The 19,776-nt window shown below is 73.4% G+C and carries 17 protein-coding genes; 13 read left to right on the forward strand and 4 right to left on the reverse strand.

Features of this window, described 5'->3' with window-relative positions; all coding sequences use genetic code 11:
- Window positions 1-45: 45 nt before the first annotated feature.
- On the reverse strand, window positions 46-3,318 hold the full coding sequence (locus tag ACIBO1_RS18525; protein WP_396747970.1) for a hypothetical protein: 3,273 nt from the start codon (window positions 3,316-3,318) through the stop codon (window positions 46-48).
- A gap of 160 nt (window positions 3,319-3,478) precedes the next feature.
- Between ACIBO1_RS18525 and ACIBO1_RS18530 the strand changes: the two genes are divergently transcribed.
- The 6 genes from ACIBO1_RS18530 to ACIBO1_RS18555 all read left to right on the forward strand — a co-directional run bounded on the left by ACIBO1_RS18530 (window position 3,479) and on the right by ACIBO1_RS18555 (window position 7,818).
- Window positions 3,479-4,036: an RNA polymerase sigma factor gene (locus tag ACIBO1_RS18530; protein WP_396747973.1), complete on the forward strand. Its 558-nt coding sequence runs from the start codon at window positions 3,479-3,481 to the stop codon at window positions 4,034-4,036.
- Window positions 4,033-4,833, forward strand: coding sequence for a hypothetical protein (locus ACIBO1_RS18535; RefSeq protein ID WP_396747975.1), 801 nt, complete (start codon window positions 4,033-4,035; stop codon window positions 4,831-4,833). The genes ACIBO1_RS18530 and ACIBO1_RS18535 overlap by 4 nt, the downstream gene beginning before the upstream one ends.
- 69 nt (window positions 4,834-4,902) lie before the next feature.
- Window positions 4,903-5,703, forward strand: a complete 801-nt coding sequence (locus ACIBO1_RS18540; RefSeq protein WP_396747978.1) for an ABC transporter ATP-binding protein — start codon at window positions 4,903-4,905, stop codon at window positions 5,701-5,703.
- Complete coding sequence (locus ACIBO1_RS18545) at window positions 5,700-7,034, forward strand: hypothetical protein (RefSeq protein ID WP_396747980.1); 1,335 nt, start codon at window positions 5,700-5,702, stop codon at window positions 7,032-7,034. The genes ACIBO1_RS18540 and ACIBO1_RS18545 overlap by 4 nt, the downstream gene beginning before the upstream one ends.
- Window positions 7,031-7,630 carry a hypothetical protein gene (locus tag ACIBO1_RS18550; RefSeq protein WP_396747983.1) on the forward strand — a complete coding sequence of 200 codons (600 nt, stop codon included), beginning with the start codon at window positions 7,031-7,033 and terminating at the stop codon, window positions 7,628-7,630. The genes ACIBO1_RS18545 and ACIBO1_RS18550 overlap by 4 nt, the downstream gene beginning before the upstream one ends.
- Before the next feature lie 41 nt (window positions 7,631-7,671).
- Entirely contained in the window at window positions 7,672-7,818 is a 147-nt protein-coding gene (locus tag ACIBO1_RS18555) for a hypothetical protein (protein WP_396747985.1), read from the forward strand.
- Window positions 7,819-7,875: 57 nt separating this feature from the next.
- Here ACIBO1_RS18555 and ACIBO1_RS18560 read toward each other — a convergent pair whose 3' ends face one another.
- Window positions 7,876-8,238 carry a YciI family protein gene (locus ACIBO1_RS18560; RefSeq protein WP_396747988.1) on the reverse strand — a complete coding sequence of 121 codons (363 nt, stop codon included), beginning with the start codon at window positions 8,236-8,238 and terminating at the stop codon, window positions 7,876-7,878.
- Window positions 8,239-8,457: 219 nt separating this feature from the next.
- Between ACIBO1_RS18560 and ACIBO1_RS18565 the strand changes: the two genes are divergently transcribed.
- From ACIBO1_RS18565 to ACIBO1_RS18585, 5 genes are all read left to right on the forward strand, one after another.
- Entirely contained in the window at window positions 8,458-9,144 is a 687-nt protein-coding gene (locus tag ACIBO1_RS18565) for a winged helix-turn-helix domain-containing protein (protein WP_396747991.1), read from the forward strand.
- Window positions 9,145-9,193: 49 nt separating this feature from the next.
- The gene (locus ACIBO1_RS18570) at window positions 9,194-10,309 is read left to right on the forward strand and encodes a MerR family transcriptional regulator (RefSeq protein WP_396747994.1); all 1,116 of its coding nucleotides are present in this window, start codon (window positions 9,194-9,196) and stop codon (window positions 10,307-10,309) included.
- 238 nt (window positions 10,310-10,547) lie between these two features.
- Window positions 10,548-10,913 (forward strand): metalloregulator ArsR/SmtB family transcription factor, encoded by a 366-nt coding sequence (locus ACIBO1_RS18575; RefSeq protein ID WP_396747997.1) that lies wholly within the window; start codon window positions 10,548-10,550, stop codon window positions 10,911-10,913.
- Window positions 10,910-11,389 carry an SRPBCC family protein gene (locus ACIBO1_RS18580; protein WP_396748000.1) on the forward strand — a complete coding sequence of 160 codons (480 nt, stop codon included), beginning with the start codon at window positions 10,910-10,912 and terminating at the stop codon, window positions 11,387-11,389. The genes ACIBO1_RS18575 and ACIBO1_RS18580 overlap by 4 nt, the downstream gene beginning before the upstream one ends.
- Window positions 11,390-11,542: 153 nt before the next feature.
- Complete coding sequence (locus tag ACIBO1_RS18585) at window positions 11,543-13,969, forward strand: ATP-binding protein (RefSeq protein WP_396748003.1); 2,427 nt, start codon at window positions 11,543-11,545, stop codon at window positions 13,967-13,969.
- A gap of 38 nt (window positions 13,970-14,007) precedes the next feature.
- Here the strand turns inward: ACIBO1_RS18585 and ACIBO1_RS18590 are convergent, their stop codons facing one another.
- Together ACIBO1_RS18590 and ACIBO1_RS18595 are read right to left on the reverse strand one after the other, a co-directional pair.
- Window positions 14,008-14,832, reverse strand: coding sequence for a trypsin-like serine peptidase (locus ACIBO1_RS18590; RefSeq protein ID WP_396748006.1), 825 nt, complete (start codon window positions 14,830-14,832; stop codon window positions 14,008-14,010).
- Between the two features lie 157 nt (window positions 14,833-14,989).
- Window positions 14,990-16,165, reverse strand: coding sequence for a low temperature requirement protein A (locus tag ACIBO1_RS18595; RefSeq protein WP_396748008.1), 1,176 nt, complete (start codon window positions 16,163-16,165; stop codon window positions 14,990-14,992).
- A 264-nt stretch (window positions 16,166-16,429) separates the two neighbouring features.
- Between ACIBO1_RS18595 and ACIBO1_RS18600 the strand changes: the two genes are divergently transcribed.
- Window positions 16,430-18,175, forward strand: a complete 1,746-nt coding sequence (locus ACIBO1_RS18600; RefSeq protein ID WP_396748011.1) for an RICIN domain-containing protein — start codon at window positions 16,430-16,432, stop codon at window positions 18,173-18,175.
- On the forward strand, window positions 18,172-19,749 hold the full coding sequence (locus tag ACIBO1_RS18605; RefSeq protein WP_396748014.1) for a S8 family serine peptidase: 1,578 nt from the start codon (window positions 18,172-18,174) through the stop codon (window positions 19,747-19,749). Before ACIBO1_RS18600 ends, ACIBO1_RS18605 begins: the two co-directional genes overlap by 4 nt.
- Window positions 19,750-19,776: the final 27 nt, after the last annotated feature.

Genomic DNA, 19,776 nt, shown 5'->3' on the forward strand with positions numbered 1-19,776 from the left:
CGTCGACGGTCCCGTCGAGGTGATCCGGCTGGCGGCACCGTGACGTCAGCTCATGTCGACCGCGTACGCCTCCTCTCGGACGTCGGCGTCCGCGTGCCGGCGCAGCCGCAGTAGCAGGTCCCGCCACGGGGTCTTCCAGCCGAAGCTGCTTCCATGCCGCACCAGGGCCACCGCGAACAGGCCACCAGCCAGGTCGTTTCGCGCCGTCAGCCGCGTGACGGTGTCGGCGAGAGTCGCCGCATCCGGCCACTGGCGCAGACTGTGCAGCCGGGTGCCGACGCGGTCGGCGATGTGCGTCGCGAGGACGGGGCGACCCGCGCACAGACCGGCGACGTCGTCGAGGTTGTCCAGTCGGCCGAGGTCGACCAGCAGGCGGGCGCCGGTGGCGGTGAAGGCGGGCTGGGCAGCGAGCCACCGTGCCGAGCCGACGAGGACGCTCCGGTCGGCGCTGACCGGCCGGGAGTCGGAACGAACCGCCGCACCTCGCGCGAGCAGGTCGATGCGGCGTCGCGCCGGACGGTCGCTGGTCGTGTCGCCCGACCGCTCGTCGACGCTGTCGAGGTCCACCAGCCGGGCCAGGGCGATTCCGAGAACGTCATCCCCACCGGCCTTGAGCAGGGCGGCGACCTCGATCGGCGCCGTCGTCTCGTCGAGGTCGGTGAGCCGGTCCACGACCAGGTCGGTGACTCCGGTCAACCATGGTGACCAGGTCCCGAGCTGCTGGAACGCGCTGCGCCGGACCTCCCGGTCGGCGGAGCGGCAGGCGGCGACGACGAGCGCGCCGTAGCGGGTCCGATGCCGATGCGCGATCACGTACGGGTACTCGTCCAGGACCGCTCGGCGTTCCTCCCGAGCGCCGTCGACCGCCGCCCGCAGGATCGTCCAGCTCGCCTCGGCGTGCAGCCGCTGACGCGCGGCGGAGACGATCGCCGCGCGGACGTCGCGGTGCGCGTCCGTACGGGCATGGGCATCTGCCAGGATCGTCATCACCGGCGCCGGTCCGTAGCGGGCCAGCAACCGCGCCGCCTCCTTGCGGCTGGTGACCTTCCCCGGACCAGCGAGCACCTCGGTGAGCGCCGGGACGACCAGCGACGGCGCGACGTGCCGGGCGGCCCGCCCGGCCGCGTACAGCGCGACCCGGGCCCGGTCGCTGTCGGCGTACCGCAGCAACAGCGGCAGTGCCTCGTCGGGCCGGTCGGTCCAGACCAGCGCGCCCAGCGCGGCCTCGGCGATCACCACCTGCGGCGAGTCGAGGTGCCGCCGCACCACCTCCCGTCCCCGCACCGGCACCTCGGCGACGGCGCGGATCGCCGAGGCGCGCCGCCACACCTCCTGGTCACCGTCGGAGATGATCCGCTCCTGAAGCTCCACGAAGCGGGCCTGCTGGCGGGGCAGCCACCGCTGGACGTGACTCGCCCACGTCGGCACCCACCTCTTCCCCGCCTCCACGAACCGTCCGCGCGGGTCGCGATCGAGCACCAGGTCGAGCAGGTCGGTGCGGGACGCACAGAGGATCGTCCATGCCTCGGGGAGCGTCGCGGCCGTGGCATCGACGGCCAGAACCTCGGCGACCCGCTGATCACGCGCGCGCGGATCGTCGAGCCACATCCCGATCGCGGTACGGGCCACCGACGGCAGGGTCTGCGGGCCGATCGCCTGACGCAGCAGTTCCTGCAACTGCGGCACCCGCCACGCCCGCCGGCCGAGCGCACGGGTGAGGGCGAACAACGGGCCGTACCGGCTGCGGGCCATGCCGGCCTCGACCCAGTCGCGAAGCCGCGCGAAGACCAGCGTCTCCTGTCCGCGCCGCAGCACGTCGTCGAAACGCCGCAGCACCGGCACGCTGGCGCCGCTGCTCACCAGGTCGATGGTGAGCAGCGCCCACTCCCGCAACTGCGGCACGTCGACGTGGTGTCGGAGGACGTCGGCGGCGAGCCTGCTCAGCCCCGAGGTGGTGGCGGCGGAAGCGTCCCGGGCCTCGACCGCGTCGGTGGTCACCTGCGTGAGCCCGTCGGCCGTGTCCGGGGTGAGCAGGGGCGCCACCGTGGCGAGCGCGCTCAGCGCGGCGGCGCGTACCGGATCCTGCTCGTTGCGCAGCCGCCCCAACCGCATCACCACCTCGGCCACCGCGATCCGGTCGCGGGACCGGCGCGCGGCCTGCACCGTCAGCGTGTACGCGTGCGCCCGCGTGTCGGCGTCGCCCGACCGCGTCGCGTCCTCCAGGGCCATGGACGCCTCGGGCCAGGCCAGGTACGCACTCCACGTGCGCACGTCGACCTCCCGTTCACGGATGCGTGCCAGGCCGAGCACCCGCCTCGCCTCGCGGACCCGGACCGCAGCCGGCAACACCTCCATCACCTCGGCCGCCGGCACGAGCGCCGCCGTGTCCACCTCGGCCAGGGCCCGGTCGTACAGCTCAGCGCGGTGCGCCGGTGCGACGGCGTTGAGCAGCGCGGCCAGCGCCCTGCTGTCCTCCCGCAGCGCCTGCGCCAGCGGTCCCAGCGCGTCGGTGGGCAGCCCCCGCAGCCGTCGCAGCAGAGCCGGCGGCAGGACGCTCCGTCGCAGCCAGGCGAGGCGGGTCGGCGTGGTGAGCAGACGCAGCACCCGCCCGGCGTCGTACGCCGCCAGCACCCCGTACGCGTCGAGCGAGCCGGGCAGCGACTCCTCGGGTGCGTACCGTTCGAGCAGGTCGAGCGCCTGGCCCGGGTCGCACCGCAGCACCGAGGTCGCGACCTCGTACCAGATCCGGTCACGTGACTCGGGCGAAGCCGGTGCCAGCCGCTCACGCACCCGGTCCAGCAGCGCACCCGGGTGCCGCCGGACCAGCGGCTCCAGACGCAGAGTGTGCTCCAGGTCGGGCAGCAGCGCCCGTACCGTCGCGTCGCCGCACCCGGGCAGCAGCGCGGCGGCCTCCTCGTCGCCGAACTGGGCGTGAACCTCGCCGACCAGCGCGTCTGCCACGTCCGGCAGGTGACGACGGCGCAGGGTCCGGTAGACCCGCCGCCGCTCCGCCGCCGACCGCTGCGTGACCGGCCCGACCGCGACACCCGCACGGAGCGCCGCACTCAGCGCGGCCGCCCTGATCGACGGCGCAGGGTCGCGGAGGGCCGCCGCTATTCCGGCACCATCCCGCACCACCATCGACGCGATCAGGGCGAGGTGTCGCTCGTAGGGACCGCGCTCGCGTAGGTCGGCACAGACCTGCTCCCGGTCGGGGGCAGTACGCGCCCACTCCGTGAGCAGGGTCATCCGTCGGTGGTACGGCAGCACGTCGAGCGACGACAGTAGGCTGCGGGTGGCGGTCAGCACGGCGCTCATTGTGCCCGCGCCCGCGTCACGACGGGACCGAGTATCACCCGCCATCGACTGGCATGAACGCCACCGCGATCGACCGACCCGAGATGAAGGTGATGGCCGTCACACTAAACCGGGACCCGATCCCGGTCCGCCCGTCGTCTTACCCGGTGTGAGTACCGGCATGGACGCAGCCGACGAGGGCGAACTCGTGCGGCGCGTCGCCCGTGGTGATCGACGGGCCTTCGACGAGCTGTATCGGCGTACCTCGCCGTGGCTGGAGGTGCGCCTGCGTCGCCGGTGCGCGGACCCCGACATCGTCGCCGAGGTCCTCCAGGACACCTACCTGACCGTCTGGCGGGCCTCGGGCACCTTCGCCGGTGTGCGGCGCGGAAGCGGCGGCGCGGCGCGGGGTACCGCGGTGGGCTGGCTGTGGACCATCGCCGCCCACCGTCTGGTCGACGCGTTCCGTCGCCGGGCCCGCACGGCGCAACTGCCGCAGGTGCCACTGACGCCGACCACGGCACCCGCCGCCGAGGACGAGGTGATGGCGGCCCGGATCGGGCAGGAACTCGAACAGGCGCTGCTCACCCTGCCGCCCGAGGTCCGTGCCGCCCTGCGCGCCACCGTCCTGGACGGGCTCTCGCCCCGCGAGGCGTCCGTGCTGCTGGGCGTGCCCGAGAACACCGTCAAGTCCCGTGTCCGCCGAGCCCGGATCGCGCTACGGGAGGCCCTGTCATGACTTCCCACCCGACCCTCACCCAGATCGAGCGGTACGCCACCGCCGACCCCCGCCTCGACGAACCCAGCGTCTGGGCCGTCGAGGTGCACCTGGAGGACTGCGCCGACTGCCGGGCCCGGCTGGCAGGCAGCACCACCGTCGACACGCGTACCGTCCTCGCCCAGGTCGCCGCCACCCTGGACCGGGAGATCGCCGCGTCCCCGGCCCCGGCCGCCCGCAGCCGGTCCTGGACGGTGCTGCGCCGCCGCTGGCTGGCCGGCACGCTCGTCCCCTGGCTGGCCATGACCGCCGCGGTACTCGCCTGCGCCGTCGTGCTCAGCGAGTTGTGGACCGAGTTGCCGTCGCTGGTGCTGCTGCTCGCGCCGCTGGCCCCGTTGCCCGGCGTCGCGGTCGCCTGGCACCGCCGGGCCGATCCCGCCTGGGAACTGATCGCCACCACGCCCGGCGCCGGCTTGACCACCCTGCTGCGACGCACCGCGACGGTGCTGGTGGTCGTCATCCCACCCCTCGCCCTCGCCGGCTACGGCACCGGCGTGCCACCGGCGCTGACGCTGTTGCCCTGCCTGACGTTCACCGCCGCCACGCTGGCGCTGGGCAGCCTCGTCGGCGTACGTCGGGCCGCGATCGCACTGGTCGCGGTCTGGACGCTCGCGGTGATCACACCCAGCCTCGCCGCCGCCCGAACGCCACTGGTGCTGACCGAGGAGAGCACCGGCATCTGGGCACTGACCACGGTCGCCCTGACCCTCACCGCGCTGCTGCGGGCCGACGGGCTCCGACGACTCGCCCAGCAGTAACACCGTTCCGCCCACCGGACGCGCGACGCCGCGTCCCGCTCCACCGACCCCGAACGAAGGAGGATGCCGATGCGTGCCCTGAGCGCTGCCGAAACGGCCGTCACCACCAATCCCTGGGCTGTCCACGCCGAGGGCCTGCGGGTCCGCGCCGGACGGCGCCTGGCCGTCGACGGCCTCGACCTGGCTCTGAACATCGGGGTCCACGGACTGCTCGGCCCCAACGGCGCCGGGAAGACCACGCTGATGCGGTCCCTGGCCACCGTCCTCGCGCCGGCCGCCGGGCGCCTGACGCTGCTCGGACACCCGGTCGACGGCCGCGCCGACCTGCGGGCGGTCCGCCGTGGCCTGGGCTACCTGCCGCAGCACTTCGGCTTCTACCCGCGCTTCACCGTGCGGGAGTTCGTCGGATACATGGCCTGGCTCAAGGAGATGCCCAAGGCCGCGATCCCCGCGGCGGTCCAGCGGGCCGTCGACCGGGTCGGCCTGACCGACCGGGCCGACGCCCGGCTGAAGACCCTCTCCGGCGGCATGCTGCGCCGCGCCGGCATCGCCCAGGCCATCGTCAACGACCCGCAACTCCTGCTGCTCGACGAACCCACCGTCGGCCTCGACCCGGAACAACGACTCGACTTCCGCGAACTGCTGCGGGACCTCGGCACCGACAGCTGCGTCCTGGTCTCCACCCACATGGTCGAGGACGTGGCGGCGGCCTGCACCGACGTGGTCATGGTCAACGAGGGGCGTCTGGTCTGGCAGGGCACCGCCGAGGCGCTCAGCGCCCAGGGCGACCAGAGCCACCCGGGCGACAGCCCGACCGAACGGGGCTACTCCGCCGTCCTGCGCCGGCACCGGGCGGAGGCCGCCCGATGAGCATCCTGGGAGTCGAACTACGCCGCTCCGCCGCGCTCGGTGCCGCGCTGATCACCGTGCTCGCCGGAATCGGCGCACTCTATGTCGCCCCGGCCCGTTGGTCCGGCGGCTGGATGTCGCTGGCTCTCGTCACCCGCGAGTACCTGCTGCTGATGTGGCCGTTGGCGCTGGCCGCAGGCGCCTGGCAGGGCCGTCGGGAACACCGGTCGAACGTCGGTGAACTCTTCGGCACCACCGCCCGGCCCCGGGTCCAGCGGATGGTGCCGGTGCTCGGCGCGATGGCCCTCACCCTCGGCGTCGCCTACCTGCTGGTGAGCGCGGCGGGTGCCGCCCGGATCGCCACCAGCGCCGGCTACCTGCCCCTGCTCGGCTTCGCCGTCGTCACCGGCGTCGGCGTGCTGTCTCTGATCGCCGCAGCCTGGCTCGGTCTGGGGATCGGGCGTCTGCTACCCGTTCCCGCGACCGCGCCCGCGTTGGGCGTGGCCGGCGTCCTGATCGTCTCGGTCAGCATGTTCATCCGTCCGGACTGGCTGGCCGCGGCGGTGTCCCCGATCTACGGCACGAGCCAGTTCCACGCGTACCAGACGATCGACAACCGGGTCAGCGGTGCGCTGGCGATCTGGCTCGCCCTGCTCGCCGTCGCCGGCCTGGTGCTGTTCGTCGCCGGTGGCCGGCGGACCCGTACGGCGGCGCTGGTCCCGGTGCTGCTCGGGCTCGCCGCGGCAGTGGCGGTCGTGCCCCGGGACCCGGCGGTGCTCGACGCGCCGGTGGACCCGATCGCCCGGGAACTGGTGTGCACCGACGATGCCCCGACGGTGTGCGTGAGCCGGGTCAACACCAAGGTCCTCGACGACCTGACCCCGTTGGCCCGCGAAGGTCTGGCGGCGTTGGCGAAACTCCCGGACGCTCCGACCGCCGTGCACGAGGACACCTCCACGTACGGGCGCGGCGGGGTGACGTCGTCCCGCGACGACGTCGTCGAGGTGCCGGTCCGGATCGACAGGTCCGGCGGACTCGCGCACCCGGGCGTCGTGGCCGTCGAGGTCGTCCGAGGGCTGGGCGTCCCCATCGACGTCGAATGCCGGCAACACCACGAGGCGGTCGAACGGGCGGCGGCGTACTGGCTGCTGGGCCGCGAGCCGCAGTCCGACGTCGGGCTCATCCCCGGAATGATCCAGGAGGACCCCGAACTCAACCCTGAGGCGCTCGCCCTGTGGCAGGGGCTGCGCGAGGTCTCCGCCGAGGAGGCGCTGGCCCGGGTGACGGCGGTCCGTGACGCCAAACGGGCCTGCGAGGACACGAGCGAACTGCTGTCCCGGAGCACTCGGTGACCTGGACGCTGCTGTACCTGCGCTCCCGGCGCGTACCCCTGGCCCTGGCCGTGGCCCTCGGCGGCGCGGCGGTGATCTGGACGCTGTGGCTGACCATCGCCGACGAACGCGACGTCGCCCCGACGACGGTCGTCCTGACGGTCCTGCTGATGGTCGCGGTGCTCTCGGCCACCCTGGCCGCACCCGACGAGAACCTGGACCGGACCGCTTCGTTGCGATGGCCGCCCCGGCGCGCGGCACACCTGCTGGCCGGCCTGCTGGTCGTCCTGCTGGCCCTGGTCGCCACGCGGTACACCGGGGCCCGCTTCGGGCCGGCCACGCTGGTGTTCCGCGACGCCGCGGGCCTGCTCGGACTGACGGCGCTGTGCGCGACGGTGGTGGGCGCCGGTCGATCGTGGTTCCTGCCGCTGGGCTGGACCAGCGTCGCGGTCATGTATCCCCAGACGGGCACCGGGGGAGCCGTCCTGACCTGGCAGGGCCAGCCGACCGACAACACTGCGGCGACGGTGACGGCGGCGGTGTTCGCCCTCGGCGGGCTGATCGCCTACTCGCTGGCCGGCCCGGCCCGCAGGGAAGCCACCGAGTCGATCCCCTGAGGCGTCACCGGCTATTGATACCCTTCGAGGAAATCGAGTTCGTGCTGCTCGTAATGGAGGTCATCATGCGCCTGCGCCGCACGGTCGTGTCACTCGCCCTCCTGGCCGTCGCCGGGGTGGTCGCCGCCCTCGGTCTCGACCAGGCCCCAGAGATCTCGCACCTGGCCGGATTCACCTGGTCCAACTAGCCCGACGACACCTGCTCGCGATCGTGGACCGCGGACGGTCGCGAGCAGGTCGGGGCGCTACTGCATCGCCCGGACCTCGATGCGCGACCCCAGGGCCCCGGAGCACTGTTCGGCCCAGGCCAGGGCGGCCTCCTCGTCGGCGGCCTCGATGATCCAGAACCCGCCGACGTACTCGGTCGCCACCACGAAAGGCCCCGGCACGCGGGTGACCTCGGAGCCCGTCGCGTCGACGGTGATCGCGGTCGACGGCGGGTGCAGGCCACCGGCGTGGACGAAGGCACCCGCCTCCGTGAGCGCCGCGTTGAAACGCTCGACGGCGGCCATCATGGCCTCCAACTCGGCCGGGTCCATCTCCTGCATCGACGCCATCGTCGGCTCCTCGGCCGTGTCGTGCGGGACGGTCAGGAAATACTGCGTCATGATGCGTCCTGTTCTGTCGTGATCGCGTGGATCGGTACGGGCTTCAGCTTCGGGGACCGGACGCCGGGCGGACTACGCTTTCGACGTGGATCGAAAGGTGGAGTTCCGGCTCGGTTCGAGCGACATCTCGGCCGTGCGGTTCGGGATCTCACCCGGGCACGAACTGGTTCACGCGGTACGCGTGATGCTCCGTCCCCAGACGGCCCCGCTGCACTGGGGTTGCGGTTCGACCTGCAGAAGATGGTGATCCGCTCCGAGGGCGCCCGACAGCAGGAGATCCGGGAGCTGATCGCCGACCCGGCACGTGCCCGGACGGCTGTGGTCGCCGCCTGGCAGGAGGTGTGGCGACAACTCCTGGCTCCGGTGTGGCCGCAGATGCTGCGCCTGCTGCGCGCCGACATCGCGGTGCGGGCGCGGCGCAGCAGCGACGTCGGGCTCGCGACGATGGCGGCCACTCTGCACTCGACCGTCACCTGGCACGACGAGGTCGTCCACGTACGGTTGCGGCACCACTCGGAGGCGGTCGACTGCGGCGGGACCGGGCTGGTGCTGGTCCCGTCGGTGATGATGGCCGCCCGAGGCTGCGCCGTCCTGACCGAGCCACCCGCCCAACCGACGATCTTCTACCCGGCGCACGGGGTCTCCGAGACGTGGCACCGCCCCACGTCGGACGTGCTCGCCGCGCTGACCGCCCTGCTGGGCGCCGCCCGGGCCCAGCTGGTCCTGGAACTCCAGCAGCCACTGTCGACCTCCGAATGCGCCGAGCTGACCGGAGTGGCGGTGTCCACCGCGTCGTACCACCTCACCGTGCTGCGGGACGCCGGGCTGGTGGACAGGCGGCGGGCCGGCCCCCGGACCCTGCACACCCGTACACCCCTGGGTGAGGCTCTGGCGGGCGGGCATTGACCCGGTCGCCCTTGCACCTCACGTGACGTCATGCCGCATCGTCGACGAGGTGACCGAGCACCTGACCGTGGGACGTGTGGCGAGGATGGCCGGCGTGAGCGTCCGGACGCTGCACCACTACGACGAGATCGGCCTGCTGCGACCGGTCGCCCGGACCAGCGCCGGCCACCGGGCCTACTCCGCGAGCGACGTGGAACGACTGCGGGAGGTGCTCGCCTACCGGCGGCTGGGCTTCGGTCTGCGGGAGATCGCCGCGCTGGTCGACGACCCGACCAGCGACGCGGTCGCCCATCTGCATCGGCTGCGGGGCCTGCTGCTGGCACAACGGGACCGGGCCACCGCCACGATCGCCGCCATCGACAGGGAACTCCAGGCGCGGGCGATGGGCATCAGCATGACGCCGGAGCAGCATCTTCGGGTCAGCGGCGCGCAGTTGTACGAGTCCATCGGGTCCGCGTATCCGGCGACGCGACGCACTGAGCCACGCATCGCCGCGCGGGTCTGGGAAGCGCTCGGTGACGCCCGTACGGTGCTCAACGTCGGGGCGGGCACCGGTTCGTACGAGCCGGTCGACCGTGCGGTCACCGCGGTCGAACCGTCGGCGACCATGCGTGCACAGCGTCCCGTGGGCGCGGCGCCGTGCGTGGCCGCCAGTGCCGAGACCCTGCCCTTCGCGGACGACTCTTTCGACGCCGCGCTGGCCTTCAGCACCGTCCACCACTGGCACGACCCGATCGCCGGGCTGCGCGAGATGCGGCGGGTGGCCCGTCGCGTCGTGGTGTTCACGCACGACGCCAGCGACACCGGCTGGCGTCAACGGTTCTGGCTCAGCCGGGACTACCTGCCCGAGGTCGCCGGCCTGGTGGTCGGCCGACCCTCGGTGGACGAGTTGGCCCGCGTGATCGGGGCCCGCATGGAGCCGGTGCTCGTCCCGTGGGACTGCGCCGACGGTTTCTTCGAGGCGTACTGGCGTCGGCCCGAGGCGTACCTGGAGGAGCAGGTACGTCGGGCGGTGTCGGTGTGGACCCGGGTCGGGCCGGCGGCCGAGCAGCGGGCCGTACGCGCCCTTCGGCAGGACCTGTCCTCGGGCCGGTGGGTCGACCGCAACCGCGAGCTCGTCGACCTCGACGCGGCCGAGCTGGGCCTGCGACTTCTCGTGGCCTGAGGCTCACCACCCGGAGTGTGGATCGGCTCAGGTCGCGGTGAAGACAACCGCGCGTCCGGCGGCGCTGACGTAGACGACGTAGTACAGGTCGTGCAGGTGCCGCCCGCCGAGCACCGTGTGGGACAACGGGTACGTGCCGGCGTCCGGGTCGAGGGTGCCGTCGGTCAGGCAGCGGTGGACGCACGGGGGGTCCGCGTAGCGGTGGTCGTAAGTGTAACTTGTGGGTTACGCTTTAGTCGTGGACGAGGTGGTGGCGGCGATCGCCGATCCGGTGCGCCGGGAGATCCTGCTGATGCTGCGCGACGAGTCGCTCTCGGCGGGGCAGATCGCCGACCGGTTCGTGATCAGCCGACCGGCCGTCAGCCGTCACCTGCGCGTGCTGCGGGAGGCCGGTCTGGTGCGCGACACGGCCGACGGACGTCGGCGGGTCTACACCCTGACCGCCGCGCCCCTCGACGAGCTGGTCGGGTGGTTGGGGCGGCTGATGCGCCCGTCCCGATGGCAGCAGCACCTCGACGCGTTGGAGACCGAGGTCTTCCGCACCCGCCGCGAGCGGCGCACCACCTCGACCGCGCAGCACCCATCGACGAAGGAGACAGCGTGACACCGACCCCGACCGGCCGACTGTTCGACCGCGACCTCGTGCTCACCCGCACGTTCCGCGCACCCATAGCCGACGTCTGGGCGAGCCTCACCGAGTCGTCACGGACGGCGCGCTGGTTCGGCCCGTGGCGGGGCGACGCGGGGCCCGGCCGCACGATCGAGGTGCAGATGGCGTACGAGGAGGACGCACCCTGGATGGACATGACCATCGAGGCGTGCGAACCGCCGAGCCGGCTCACGGTCTCCGCGGTGGACGAGGACGGCAGCTGGCATCTGGACATGGCGCTGTCCGAGAACGCGGGCGTGACCGAGCTGCGGTTCACCCACCACCTGACCGCCACCGACCACGTCGGCGAGTCCGGGTCGGGATGGGAGTACTACCTCGACGCGTTGGTGGCCGCGCACACCGGTCAGCCGAGGCCGAACTTCGACGACTACTACCCGGCGATGAAGGAGTACTTCGAGGCGCAGCGGTAGGCATACCCGGGGCGGGGGACCTCGCTCTGCCAGGACACGTTTTCCCGAGATGTCGCGACATCGCCGGATGCGCCGACCCGTGGCGACAGCGGAAGAGGTCGACAATCATCTATGGGTTGGGCGATCGCGTCCGCCTGGGGGAGGGGTGCGGGGATGAGTGGACCGGCTGGGCAGGCGCAGGCGGCTCTGGCCCGGTTCGTCGACGACCTCAGGCGCCTGCGGCAACACTGCGGGTCCCCGTCGCTGAACACCCTGGTGGCCGTGTCGACGGCGCTGGGGTCACCGCTTGCCCGCTCCACCCTCAGCGACAAGCTCAACGCGAAGTCGTTGCCCGAGTGGCCGTTCGTCGTCTCCTACGTCACCGCCTGCCTGGCCCACGCCGAGCGGTCCGGCGTCCCGGTGCCGACCGAGATGGCCGAGCTGAGCCGCTGGGACGCGGCGCACTGGCGACTGTTGCGTGCCGTCGACGCCGGTCGCGCGGAGGACCGGCTCCGGGCCGCCGCCCACGCGCAGCTCGCCCGGCGTGCCGAGGACACCGCCCCGCACGTGACGCCGCCGGTGACACCCCGGCAGCTTCCGGCGGCCGTGCCCGTGTTCGTGGGCCGGCGCACGGTGCTCGCCGGGCTGGCGGCGCTGTTGGCACGCCGACCCGGCGAGCCGGGCACCGTGCCGGTCGCGCTGATCAGTGGTACGGCCGGCGTCGGCAAGACCGCGCTGGCACTGCACTGGGCACACCGGGTCGCCGACCGCTTCCCCGACGGGCAGCTCTACGTCGATCTGCGCGGGTTCGACCCGGACGGGCCGGTACCGGAACCGGCGGAGGTGCTGCGGGAGTTCCTGGAGGCGTTCGGGGTGTCCGCGCCGCGTGTCCCGGCGGGACTGTCCGGTCGCTCCGGGCTGTTCCGCAGCCTGCTGGCCGACCGACAGGTTCTCGTGCTGCTCGACAACGCCCGTGACGCCGCGCAGGTGCGTCCGCTGCTGCCCAACTCACCCGGGTGTCTGGTGCTGGTGACCAGCCGCAACCACCTGCCGGGACTGGTCGGCATCGAGGCCGCCCAACCGTTCGTCCTCGCACCGCTGTCGCCGCCGGAGGCGTACGAGTTGCTCGCGGCCCGGCTCGGTCCGGACCGGACGGCCGGCGAGCCGCACGCGGCGGCGCGGATCGTCGCCGCAGCGACCGGACTGCCGCTCGCGTTGGCCATCGTGGCGGGACGGGCCGCCACCCGGGCCGGACTCAGCCTCGGCCGCCTCGCCGACGAGCTGGCCGAGCCGGGGCGCCTCGACGGGTTCACCGGCGGCGACCGGACCCTCGACATCCGCGCGGTCTTCTCCTGGTCGTACCGGAGTCTCGACGCGACCGCGGCGTGGGCGTTCCGCCTGCTGGGGCTGCACCCCGGGCCGGAGGCCACCGTCGCGGCACTGGCCAGTCTCACCGGCGTGCCCGCCGGGCAGGCGGGACGGACGCTGACGGCGCTGGCCGACGCGAACCTGGTCTCCGAGCCACGGCCCGGCCGGTACGCCCTGCACGACCTGTTGCGCGTCTATGCGGCCGAGCAGGCGGCCACACACGACCCCGATCCGGTACGCCGGGAGGCCCTCGGCCGTCTCCTCGACCACTACCTGCACACCGCGTACGCCGCCGCGCTGCTCCTGTACGACCACCGCGACCCGATCGACCTCGTCCCGGCGCGCGTCGGGGCGGTGGTCGATCCGCCGGCCGACCGTGCCGAGGCATGGCACTGGCTCGTCCGGGAACATCGGGTGCTGCTCGCGCTCGTCGCTCTCGCCGCCCAGACCCGCTTCGACACGCATGCCTGGCAGCTCGCCTGGACCCTGAACACCTATCTCGACCGCATCGGCGCCTGGCCGGAGCAGTTGGTCGTGCAGGAGTTGGCGTTGGTCGCCGCAGCACGGGTGGACGACCGGGACGGCCAGGCCCGCGCCCACCGGAACCGGGCCGTGGCCTGCCTACGGCGTGAGGACCACGAGCAGGCCCGGTCCCATCTGGACGCCTCGCTGGCGCTCTACGCCGGGCTCGGTGACGCCGTCGGCAGCGCCCGGGTCCATTTGAACCTCGGCATCCTCGCCGAACGGCAGGGGCGGCTGCGGGATGCCCTCGACCAGGCCCGGCAGGCGCTGGACCTGTTCACCGAGGCGGGGAACGTCGGTGGCCGGGCCAACGCGCTGAACAACATCGGCTGGTACCACAGCCAGCTCGGCGAATACCCGCAGGCGTTGGCGCACTGTCAGCAGGCGTTGGCGCTGCAACAGCAGGTCGGCAACCGGTACTGGCAGGCGCACACCTGGGACAGCCTCGGTTACGTGCACTACCGGCTGGACCGGCAGCCGCAGGCGATCCGGTGCTATCACCAGGCCCTGGCACTGTGGCGGGAGGCGGCGGAACGCTATTTCGAGGCGACCACCCTGACCCACCTGGGCGACAGCCACCGCGCGGCCGGCGATCCGGAGTCGGCCCGTACCGCCTGGTGTCGGGCGCTGGAGATCCTGGAGCAACTCGACCACGCGGACGCCGCGCAGGTCCGGGCGCGGTTGACCGCCGCGCCGGCCCGGTCGGCCTGACCGGGCCGGCGCGAACGTGGATCGGCCGTGGGCGGCGGTCACCGCCACTGCGCGAGGTTGGCCACGGCCTGCTGGGTGAGCCGGGTGGCGACGCTGTAGACCACGCCGGGCCCGACCCCGTCCGGGCCGCTGGTCAGGATTCCGACGGCGGTACGGGTGAGCGGGCAGGGGCAGGGAGGCTTCGGCCACGGGAACTCCAGGCGCGGTCCCAACGGGCACCAGTCGTCCGGATCGGGGGTGTAGGCGACGGGGCTGCCGTCCTGCCCGCCGCTGAAACTGTGTGACGTGTAGAGCTGCGTCGAGCTCTCGTAGCGGATGCGGTCGACGCTGGTCCACTGCCCGGACCGGTCCGCCGGATACCCGTGCGTCGTGGTGCACGAGCCGTACAGGGGCTGGGTGGTGTACCCGAGGTCGTACCAGCCGGTGATGTTGCCGATGCCGCAGTTGAGCTGCACCGCACCGTAGTTGTAGGCCGGGTCGCGGCTGCCGGGGTGGGTGAACGAGCCGGTCCAGGTCACCGGCGCGTAGAGCTGGGTCGCCGCGCAGGAACCGAAGGGCGCGGTCGTCCCGTTGTGCCCCGGGTACGCGACGATGTTCGTCCGCCAGCCACCGCCGGAACCTCCGGTGTGCACGCAGTGCGCGGCGGTCGCCACCGTGCGGGGGCTGATCATGAAGCCGCTGCACCGGCCGCCGGAGAACGTCAGCAGCACGGTGGCGCTGGCGGGATACGTCGTGGTCGACGTGACCGGCACCCGGTTGTCCGGTCCGGAGCTCGTCGCGGCCGCCGCCGGTGCCGCCGCGAGGGCGGTGGACGCGAGCGCCACGGCGGCCAGGGCGACGAGCGCCCCACTTCTTCTCGGCATCGATTCTCCTTCGTCGGGGGTGGTGGCCCGGGTGGGTACGCCCACGGTGGCCCGACCGTCTGCTGTCCGGCCGGTTCCCGGACACCGGTGTCGGTCGGACGGCGTCACCCGCCTGCGCGGCAGAGTCGACCGGATCGTGCGCCACCGGCCGGACCGGTCACAGCGGCGGCGTCGCCGGCACGGGTGTGCGACGTCGCCGGTGCGCGAAATCGAACAGGGCGATCGCCAGCAGCACCAGGTTGGCGCAGACCACCGCGAGCAGTGGGGTGAGCGCCAGCGCGACCGGGGCGAGCGCGCCGAGGAGCGCGACGCCGGCCAGCAGTGGCCAGGCGACCCGACCGAAGACCTCGTACTCGAAGCGGGTCCGACCGATGAGGAAGATCGCCGGTCCGCCGACGACGACGGCGAGCAGCTCCGGCTCGACCGTGCCGGTCGGCTCGGCGATGATCAGCTTCGCGCTGGCGGCGGCCGTCACCACCCCGGCGATCATCAGCAGGTGGGTGTACGGCGCGGACCGCGCGAACCGGCCCGGCTGCCGGGCCTTCTCGATGGCCTGGGTCAACTGCGCGGCGGCGCGGTGTACGTAGATCCGGAACAGCAGCGTCGCGCTGGCGAACGCCACCACGATCGCCGCGGTGCGCTCGGCGGTGACCGGGTGTGCGCTGTACGTCAGGCCGGCGACCAGGATGATGTCGCCCAGGGCGATGATGAAGAACTGGTGGTACCGCTCGGCCATGTGTTCGGCGATGGGGTTGAACTGGGCCGCGCCGATCCGCCGCCGGCCGGGGAACGGGTAGCCGAACGCGAAGGCCAGATAGTCGACGGCCGCCGCGCCGCCCCACCACCACAGGCGCGTCGTGCTGTCGGCGAAGGCGCCGGCGATCCACCCGACGGCCGAGACTCCGAACCACGCCCAGATCCGTACCGCCCGTCGGCGCGGGACCGGCTCGTGCAACGTCAGGAAGAAGAGGAACCCTCGACCGAGGTGACTGGCCACGTAGGCCCCGGCGAAGATGGCCGCCCGGTCGGCGAACGCGGACGGCAGCGCGGCGGCCATCATCAACGCGCCGAACATGACGCCGACCGTCACCACCTGGATGACCCAACTGTCCGGGTTGTAGAGGTCGGTGACCAGAGTGGTCAGCACCCACACCCACCAGACGGCGAGCAGGACGACCACGGCCTCGGCGACGCCGCGCCAGGTCAGCTCGGTCACCAGACTCTCGGACAGCAATGCGAGCGCGACGACGAAGACGAGGTCGAAGAAGAGTTCCAGGAAGGTGGCCCGGCGTGGGGTGGCGGCGCTGCGGAGCAGGCTGTTGGCAGAGGTCATCGCGGCACCCGGCCGCCCGCCGGCACCGTCGCTGCGGCTGGCCCACGAAAACTCATACGGGACATATAGTATAAAACATCCTGGTTTGGGGGCGGCGACTCCGCCGGCTCTCCGGCAGAACCGGCGGTGAAGGCGCCCCGGTCGGCCACCCGGCGATTCACGCAAAGTTCACGGTGACGCCCCTTCGATCGCCCGTTCTCCACGCCGCCGGCATCTACCGTCCGTGCAGTCCACTTCAGACGGACTGCGGGGAGGCGTGGCGCGGTGGCGACGAGACCGACGCGGACGAGGAGATCGACCGGTACCAGCCGTCGCCTGGTCGGCGCGGCGACACTGGCGACGGCGGCACTGGTCACCATGACCGCCTCGATCGCACCCCGCCCGGCCGACGCCGTGCAGCCGTTGGCCGGCACCCGGGTCTCCGACGCCGACGTCCGGCTGCTGACCGAGGCGGCCACGGCCTGCCCCACGCTGACCCCACCCCGGCTCGCCGGCCAGGTGATGGCCGCCTCCCGCTTCACCGCCACGCCCGTCGAGGCGGTGCAGGCCGTCGGCGCACAGGGCACCGCCGGTCTGGTGCCGAGCGTGTGGCAGAAGTGGGCACCCTGGGACGGCGCCCGCCCGGCCGACCGCACGGCAAGCGTCACGGCGCTCGCTCACCACATGTGCCAACTGGTCGGTCAACTCCGGGTGCTCGACCTCGACGGCGACCGGTGGCGCCTGGCTCTCGCGGCGCACCGCGTCGGTGTCGAGGCGATCGTCGCGACCGGCGACGTGCCGGCCGGCGCGGTGGACTACGTCGACACCGTCGAACGGTACGCCACCTGGTACGCCATGCAGCCGGCCTTCGGTGGCAGCGACGCGGCCGCGCCCCCGGTCACCCCGGCGGCGATCCCGGAACGCGTCACCGAGGTCGCGCCGCTGCCGGTGCCCGACGCGTACCTGGAGTCGATCCTGGCCGCCGGAGACGTCTGCGCCCCGATGCCACCGGCCCGCGTCGCCGCGCAGCTCATGGCCACCTCCGCCTTCGACCCGCAGCGGCTCGGCCCCACCGGCGAGCAGGGCATCGCCCAGTTCCTGCCGCAGGTGTGGGTGGCCTACGTACGACCGTCACCGACGGACTCGCCGTGGACCCCCGACTCGGCGGTGCCGGCCCTCGGCGAGACCATGTGCGCGCTGCTGGAGGCGATTCCCGGCACCGACGACTACCCCCTCGCGCTGGCCGCGTTCCTGCGCGGCGACCCGACGGTCCGGTCCCTGGCCGACGTGCCCGGCGGCGACCGGATCACCATCCTCGCGGCGCAGGTGGAGCATTTCACCACCGAGTACGCCAAGGACCCGCGCCTCAACCCGCCCGCCGACCCGTCGGCCACCCCGGACCGCACCCCCGGTGCGCCCGGCCGGACGCCCACGGCAGACCCGGCCGCCTCACCCACACCGAGGGCCACGCCGTCGGACACCGCCGCGACGCCGGACCAGGTCCGCTCCGACCAGCCGCCCGTCAAAGCCGGGGGCGCCGGCGCCACCGGCCGCCCGTACGGGCCGTACCTCCTCCGCAACCTCGGCACGACACTCTGCGTGGACATCCCCGGAACCGGTCCGGGGCCCCGCGACGGACCGGTCAACCAGAGCCACTGCCGTCCGCACACGTCGGACAACCAGGAGTTCGCCTTCGTCCCCCGTCGGGCCGACAGCGCCGGCAACCAGCTCTACTGGATCCGCAACGTCACCAGTCAGTACTGCCTCGACCTGCCCGGACTCGGCACGGTCGCCCCGGCGACGCCGCTCAACGAGACCGGCTGCTTCGACGACGAGAACCAGTACTGGCGGCTGCAACCCACCGCGCGCTCCGGCGGCATCGCGTACCACCGGATCGTCAACACCGCGTCGAACCTCTGCCTGGACGTGCCCGGCCTGGCGACCGGCGGACCCGACCTGCGCCTGGAGGTGTTCGGCTGCCGGGCCGACGACGACCACGACTGGGCGCTGATCCGCAGGGCGGACTGGTGACCGGGCGGGCGGCCCTGGCCGGGCTCGCCGTGCTCACGGCGCTGGCCCCGGCGGCCACCGCCGTGGTCACCGACCCCGCGCCGGCACTGGCCGCACCGGCCGACCCGCAGGTGCAGCCCTACGTCCTCTCCTACACCGTGACCGCCTCCCACCAGGGTCGGCCGGAGACCCTCTGGACGATCGCCGCCCGGTTCCTCGGCGACGCCGAGCGGGCCGGCGAGATCCTCGAACTGAACACCGGACGGCGGCAACCCGACGGCGGACGGCTGACCGACCCCGGGCGGCTGCACGCCGGCTGGCACCTCGTCCTGCCCTGGGACGCGATCGGCACCGGTCTGCGCCACGGCGTCCTGCCGACCGCCCCGACCACCGCCCGGTCCGCCCCCGCCCCGGCGACGACCGCCCCGGCCGTACCCGCCGCCCGGACGCTGCCGCCCGTCGCACCCGGCACCGTCCGCACGGCCGGCTCCCCGGCCGCCGACCGGTCCGGCTGCCGGCCCCGCGTCGTCGCCGAGCCACCGGCCGCCTCGACCTGGGGACAGCGGCTGATGGCCCCGCACGAGGTCTGGCGGATCACCAGCGGCAGTGGGGTCCGGGTGGCCGTGGTCGACTCCGGGGTGGCCGCCGGCCGCCCGGAACTCGGCGACCGGCTCGGCCGGGGCGCCGACATCGTCTCCGGCAACGGGTCGGGCGACATCGACTGCGTCGGCACGGGCACCGCGCTGGCCGGCATCGTCGCCGCCGACGACGGTGCGGACGGCCGACGGGTCGGCGTCGCGCCGAAGGCGGTGATCGTCCCGGTGCGGCTGGTGGACCGGGGGGTCCCGGCGAGCCCTCCCGCCTCCGTGACCGCCGTGCAGGTCGCGGTCGCCACCGGGGCGAAGGTGATTCTGCTCGGCCCGGCCGTGGACGCCACCGACCCGACCGTCCGCTCCGCGATCGACGAGGCGATCGGCCACGGCGTACTCGTGGTGGTGCCGGCCCCCACCGGCGGCACGCCGGTGGCCCCGGCAGACGGTCTGCTCCGCGTCGGCGGTCTCCGGTCCGCGCAGCACGCCACCGTCGACCACCCGGCCGGTTCGGTGGACCTGCTCGCCCCGGCGACCAGCGTCCGCAGCATCGGCGCGGCCGGCTCCGGCGCCTTCGTGGGCAACGGCACCGCCTACGCCGCCGCCTTCGTCGCGGGTACGGCGGCACTGGTGCGATCCGCCCACCCCGGACTGACCGCCGGACAACTCGGCCGGCAACTCGTCAGCACCGTCGCCCCGGTCGAACACGGACCGGCCGGCGTCGGTCGGCTCGACCCGCACCGGGCGGTCACCGGACCGCTGGTCGACGGCGGGCTGCCCGGTACGGCCGAGGCGAGCGCCGCCCGTACCGCGCGGACCGTACCGGTCTCCTGGCCGGTCGTGCTGACCGTCCTCACCACACCCGGCGTGCTGCTGGTCGGCGGCCGGTTGTGGAGTCGGTACCGGGCGGCCCGCCGACGCCGCCGATGGGACGCCGAGCAGGCCGACGACCCGTTCCGCAGCCACGTCGACGGCGCGGACCTGGTGCGCAGCGGCAAGCCGTGAGCATCCGAACCAGCGGTGTCCGGCGGG

The organism is Micromonospora sp. NPDC049903, assembly GCF_044460945.1.
Taxonomy (GTDB): Bacteria; Actinomycetota; Actinomycetes; order Mycobacteriales; family Micromonosporaceae; genus Micromonospora.

Bases quoted from the DNA above. Each gene is read 5' to 3' on its own strand.
- ACIBO1_RS18545 (WP_396747980.1), top strand. From the start codon at position 5,700: ATGAGCATCCTGGGAGTCGAACTACGCCGCTCCGCCGCGCTCGGTGCC.
- ACIBO1_RS18560 (WP_396747988.1), bottom strand. From the start codon at position 8,238: ATGACGCAGTATTTCCTGACCGTCCCGCACGACACGGCCGAGGAGCCG.
- ACIBO1_RS18535 (WP_396747975.1), top strand. From the start codon at position 4,033: ATGACTTCCCACCCGACCCTCACCCAGATCGAGCGGTACGCCACCGCC.
- ACIBO1_RS18530 (WP_396747973.1), top strand. From the start codon at position 3,479: ATGGACGCAGCCGACGAGGGCGAACTCGTGCGGCGCGTCGCCCGTGGT.
- ACIBO1_RS18595 (WP_396748008.1), bottom strand. From the start codon at position 16,165: ATGACCTCTGCCAACAGCCTGCTCCGCAGCGCCGCCACCCCACGCCGG.
- ACIBO1_RS18540 (WP_396747978.1), top strand. From the start codon at position 4,903: ATGCGTGCCCTGAGCGCTGCCGAAACGGCCGTCACCACCAATCCCTGG.
- ACIBO1_RS18590 (WP_396748006.1), bottom strand. From the start codon at position 14,832: ATGCCGAGAAGAAGTGGGGCGCTCGTCGCCCTGGCCGCCGTGGCGCTC.
- ACIBO1_RS18525 (WP_396747970.1), bottom strand. From the start codon at position 3,318: ATGAGCGCCGTGCTGACCGCCACCCGCAGCCTACTGTCGTCGCTCGAC.
- ACIBO1_RS18585 (WP_396748003.1), top strand. From the start codon at position 11,543: ATGAGTGGACCGGCTGGGCAGGCGCAGGCGGCTCTGGCCCGGTTCGTC.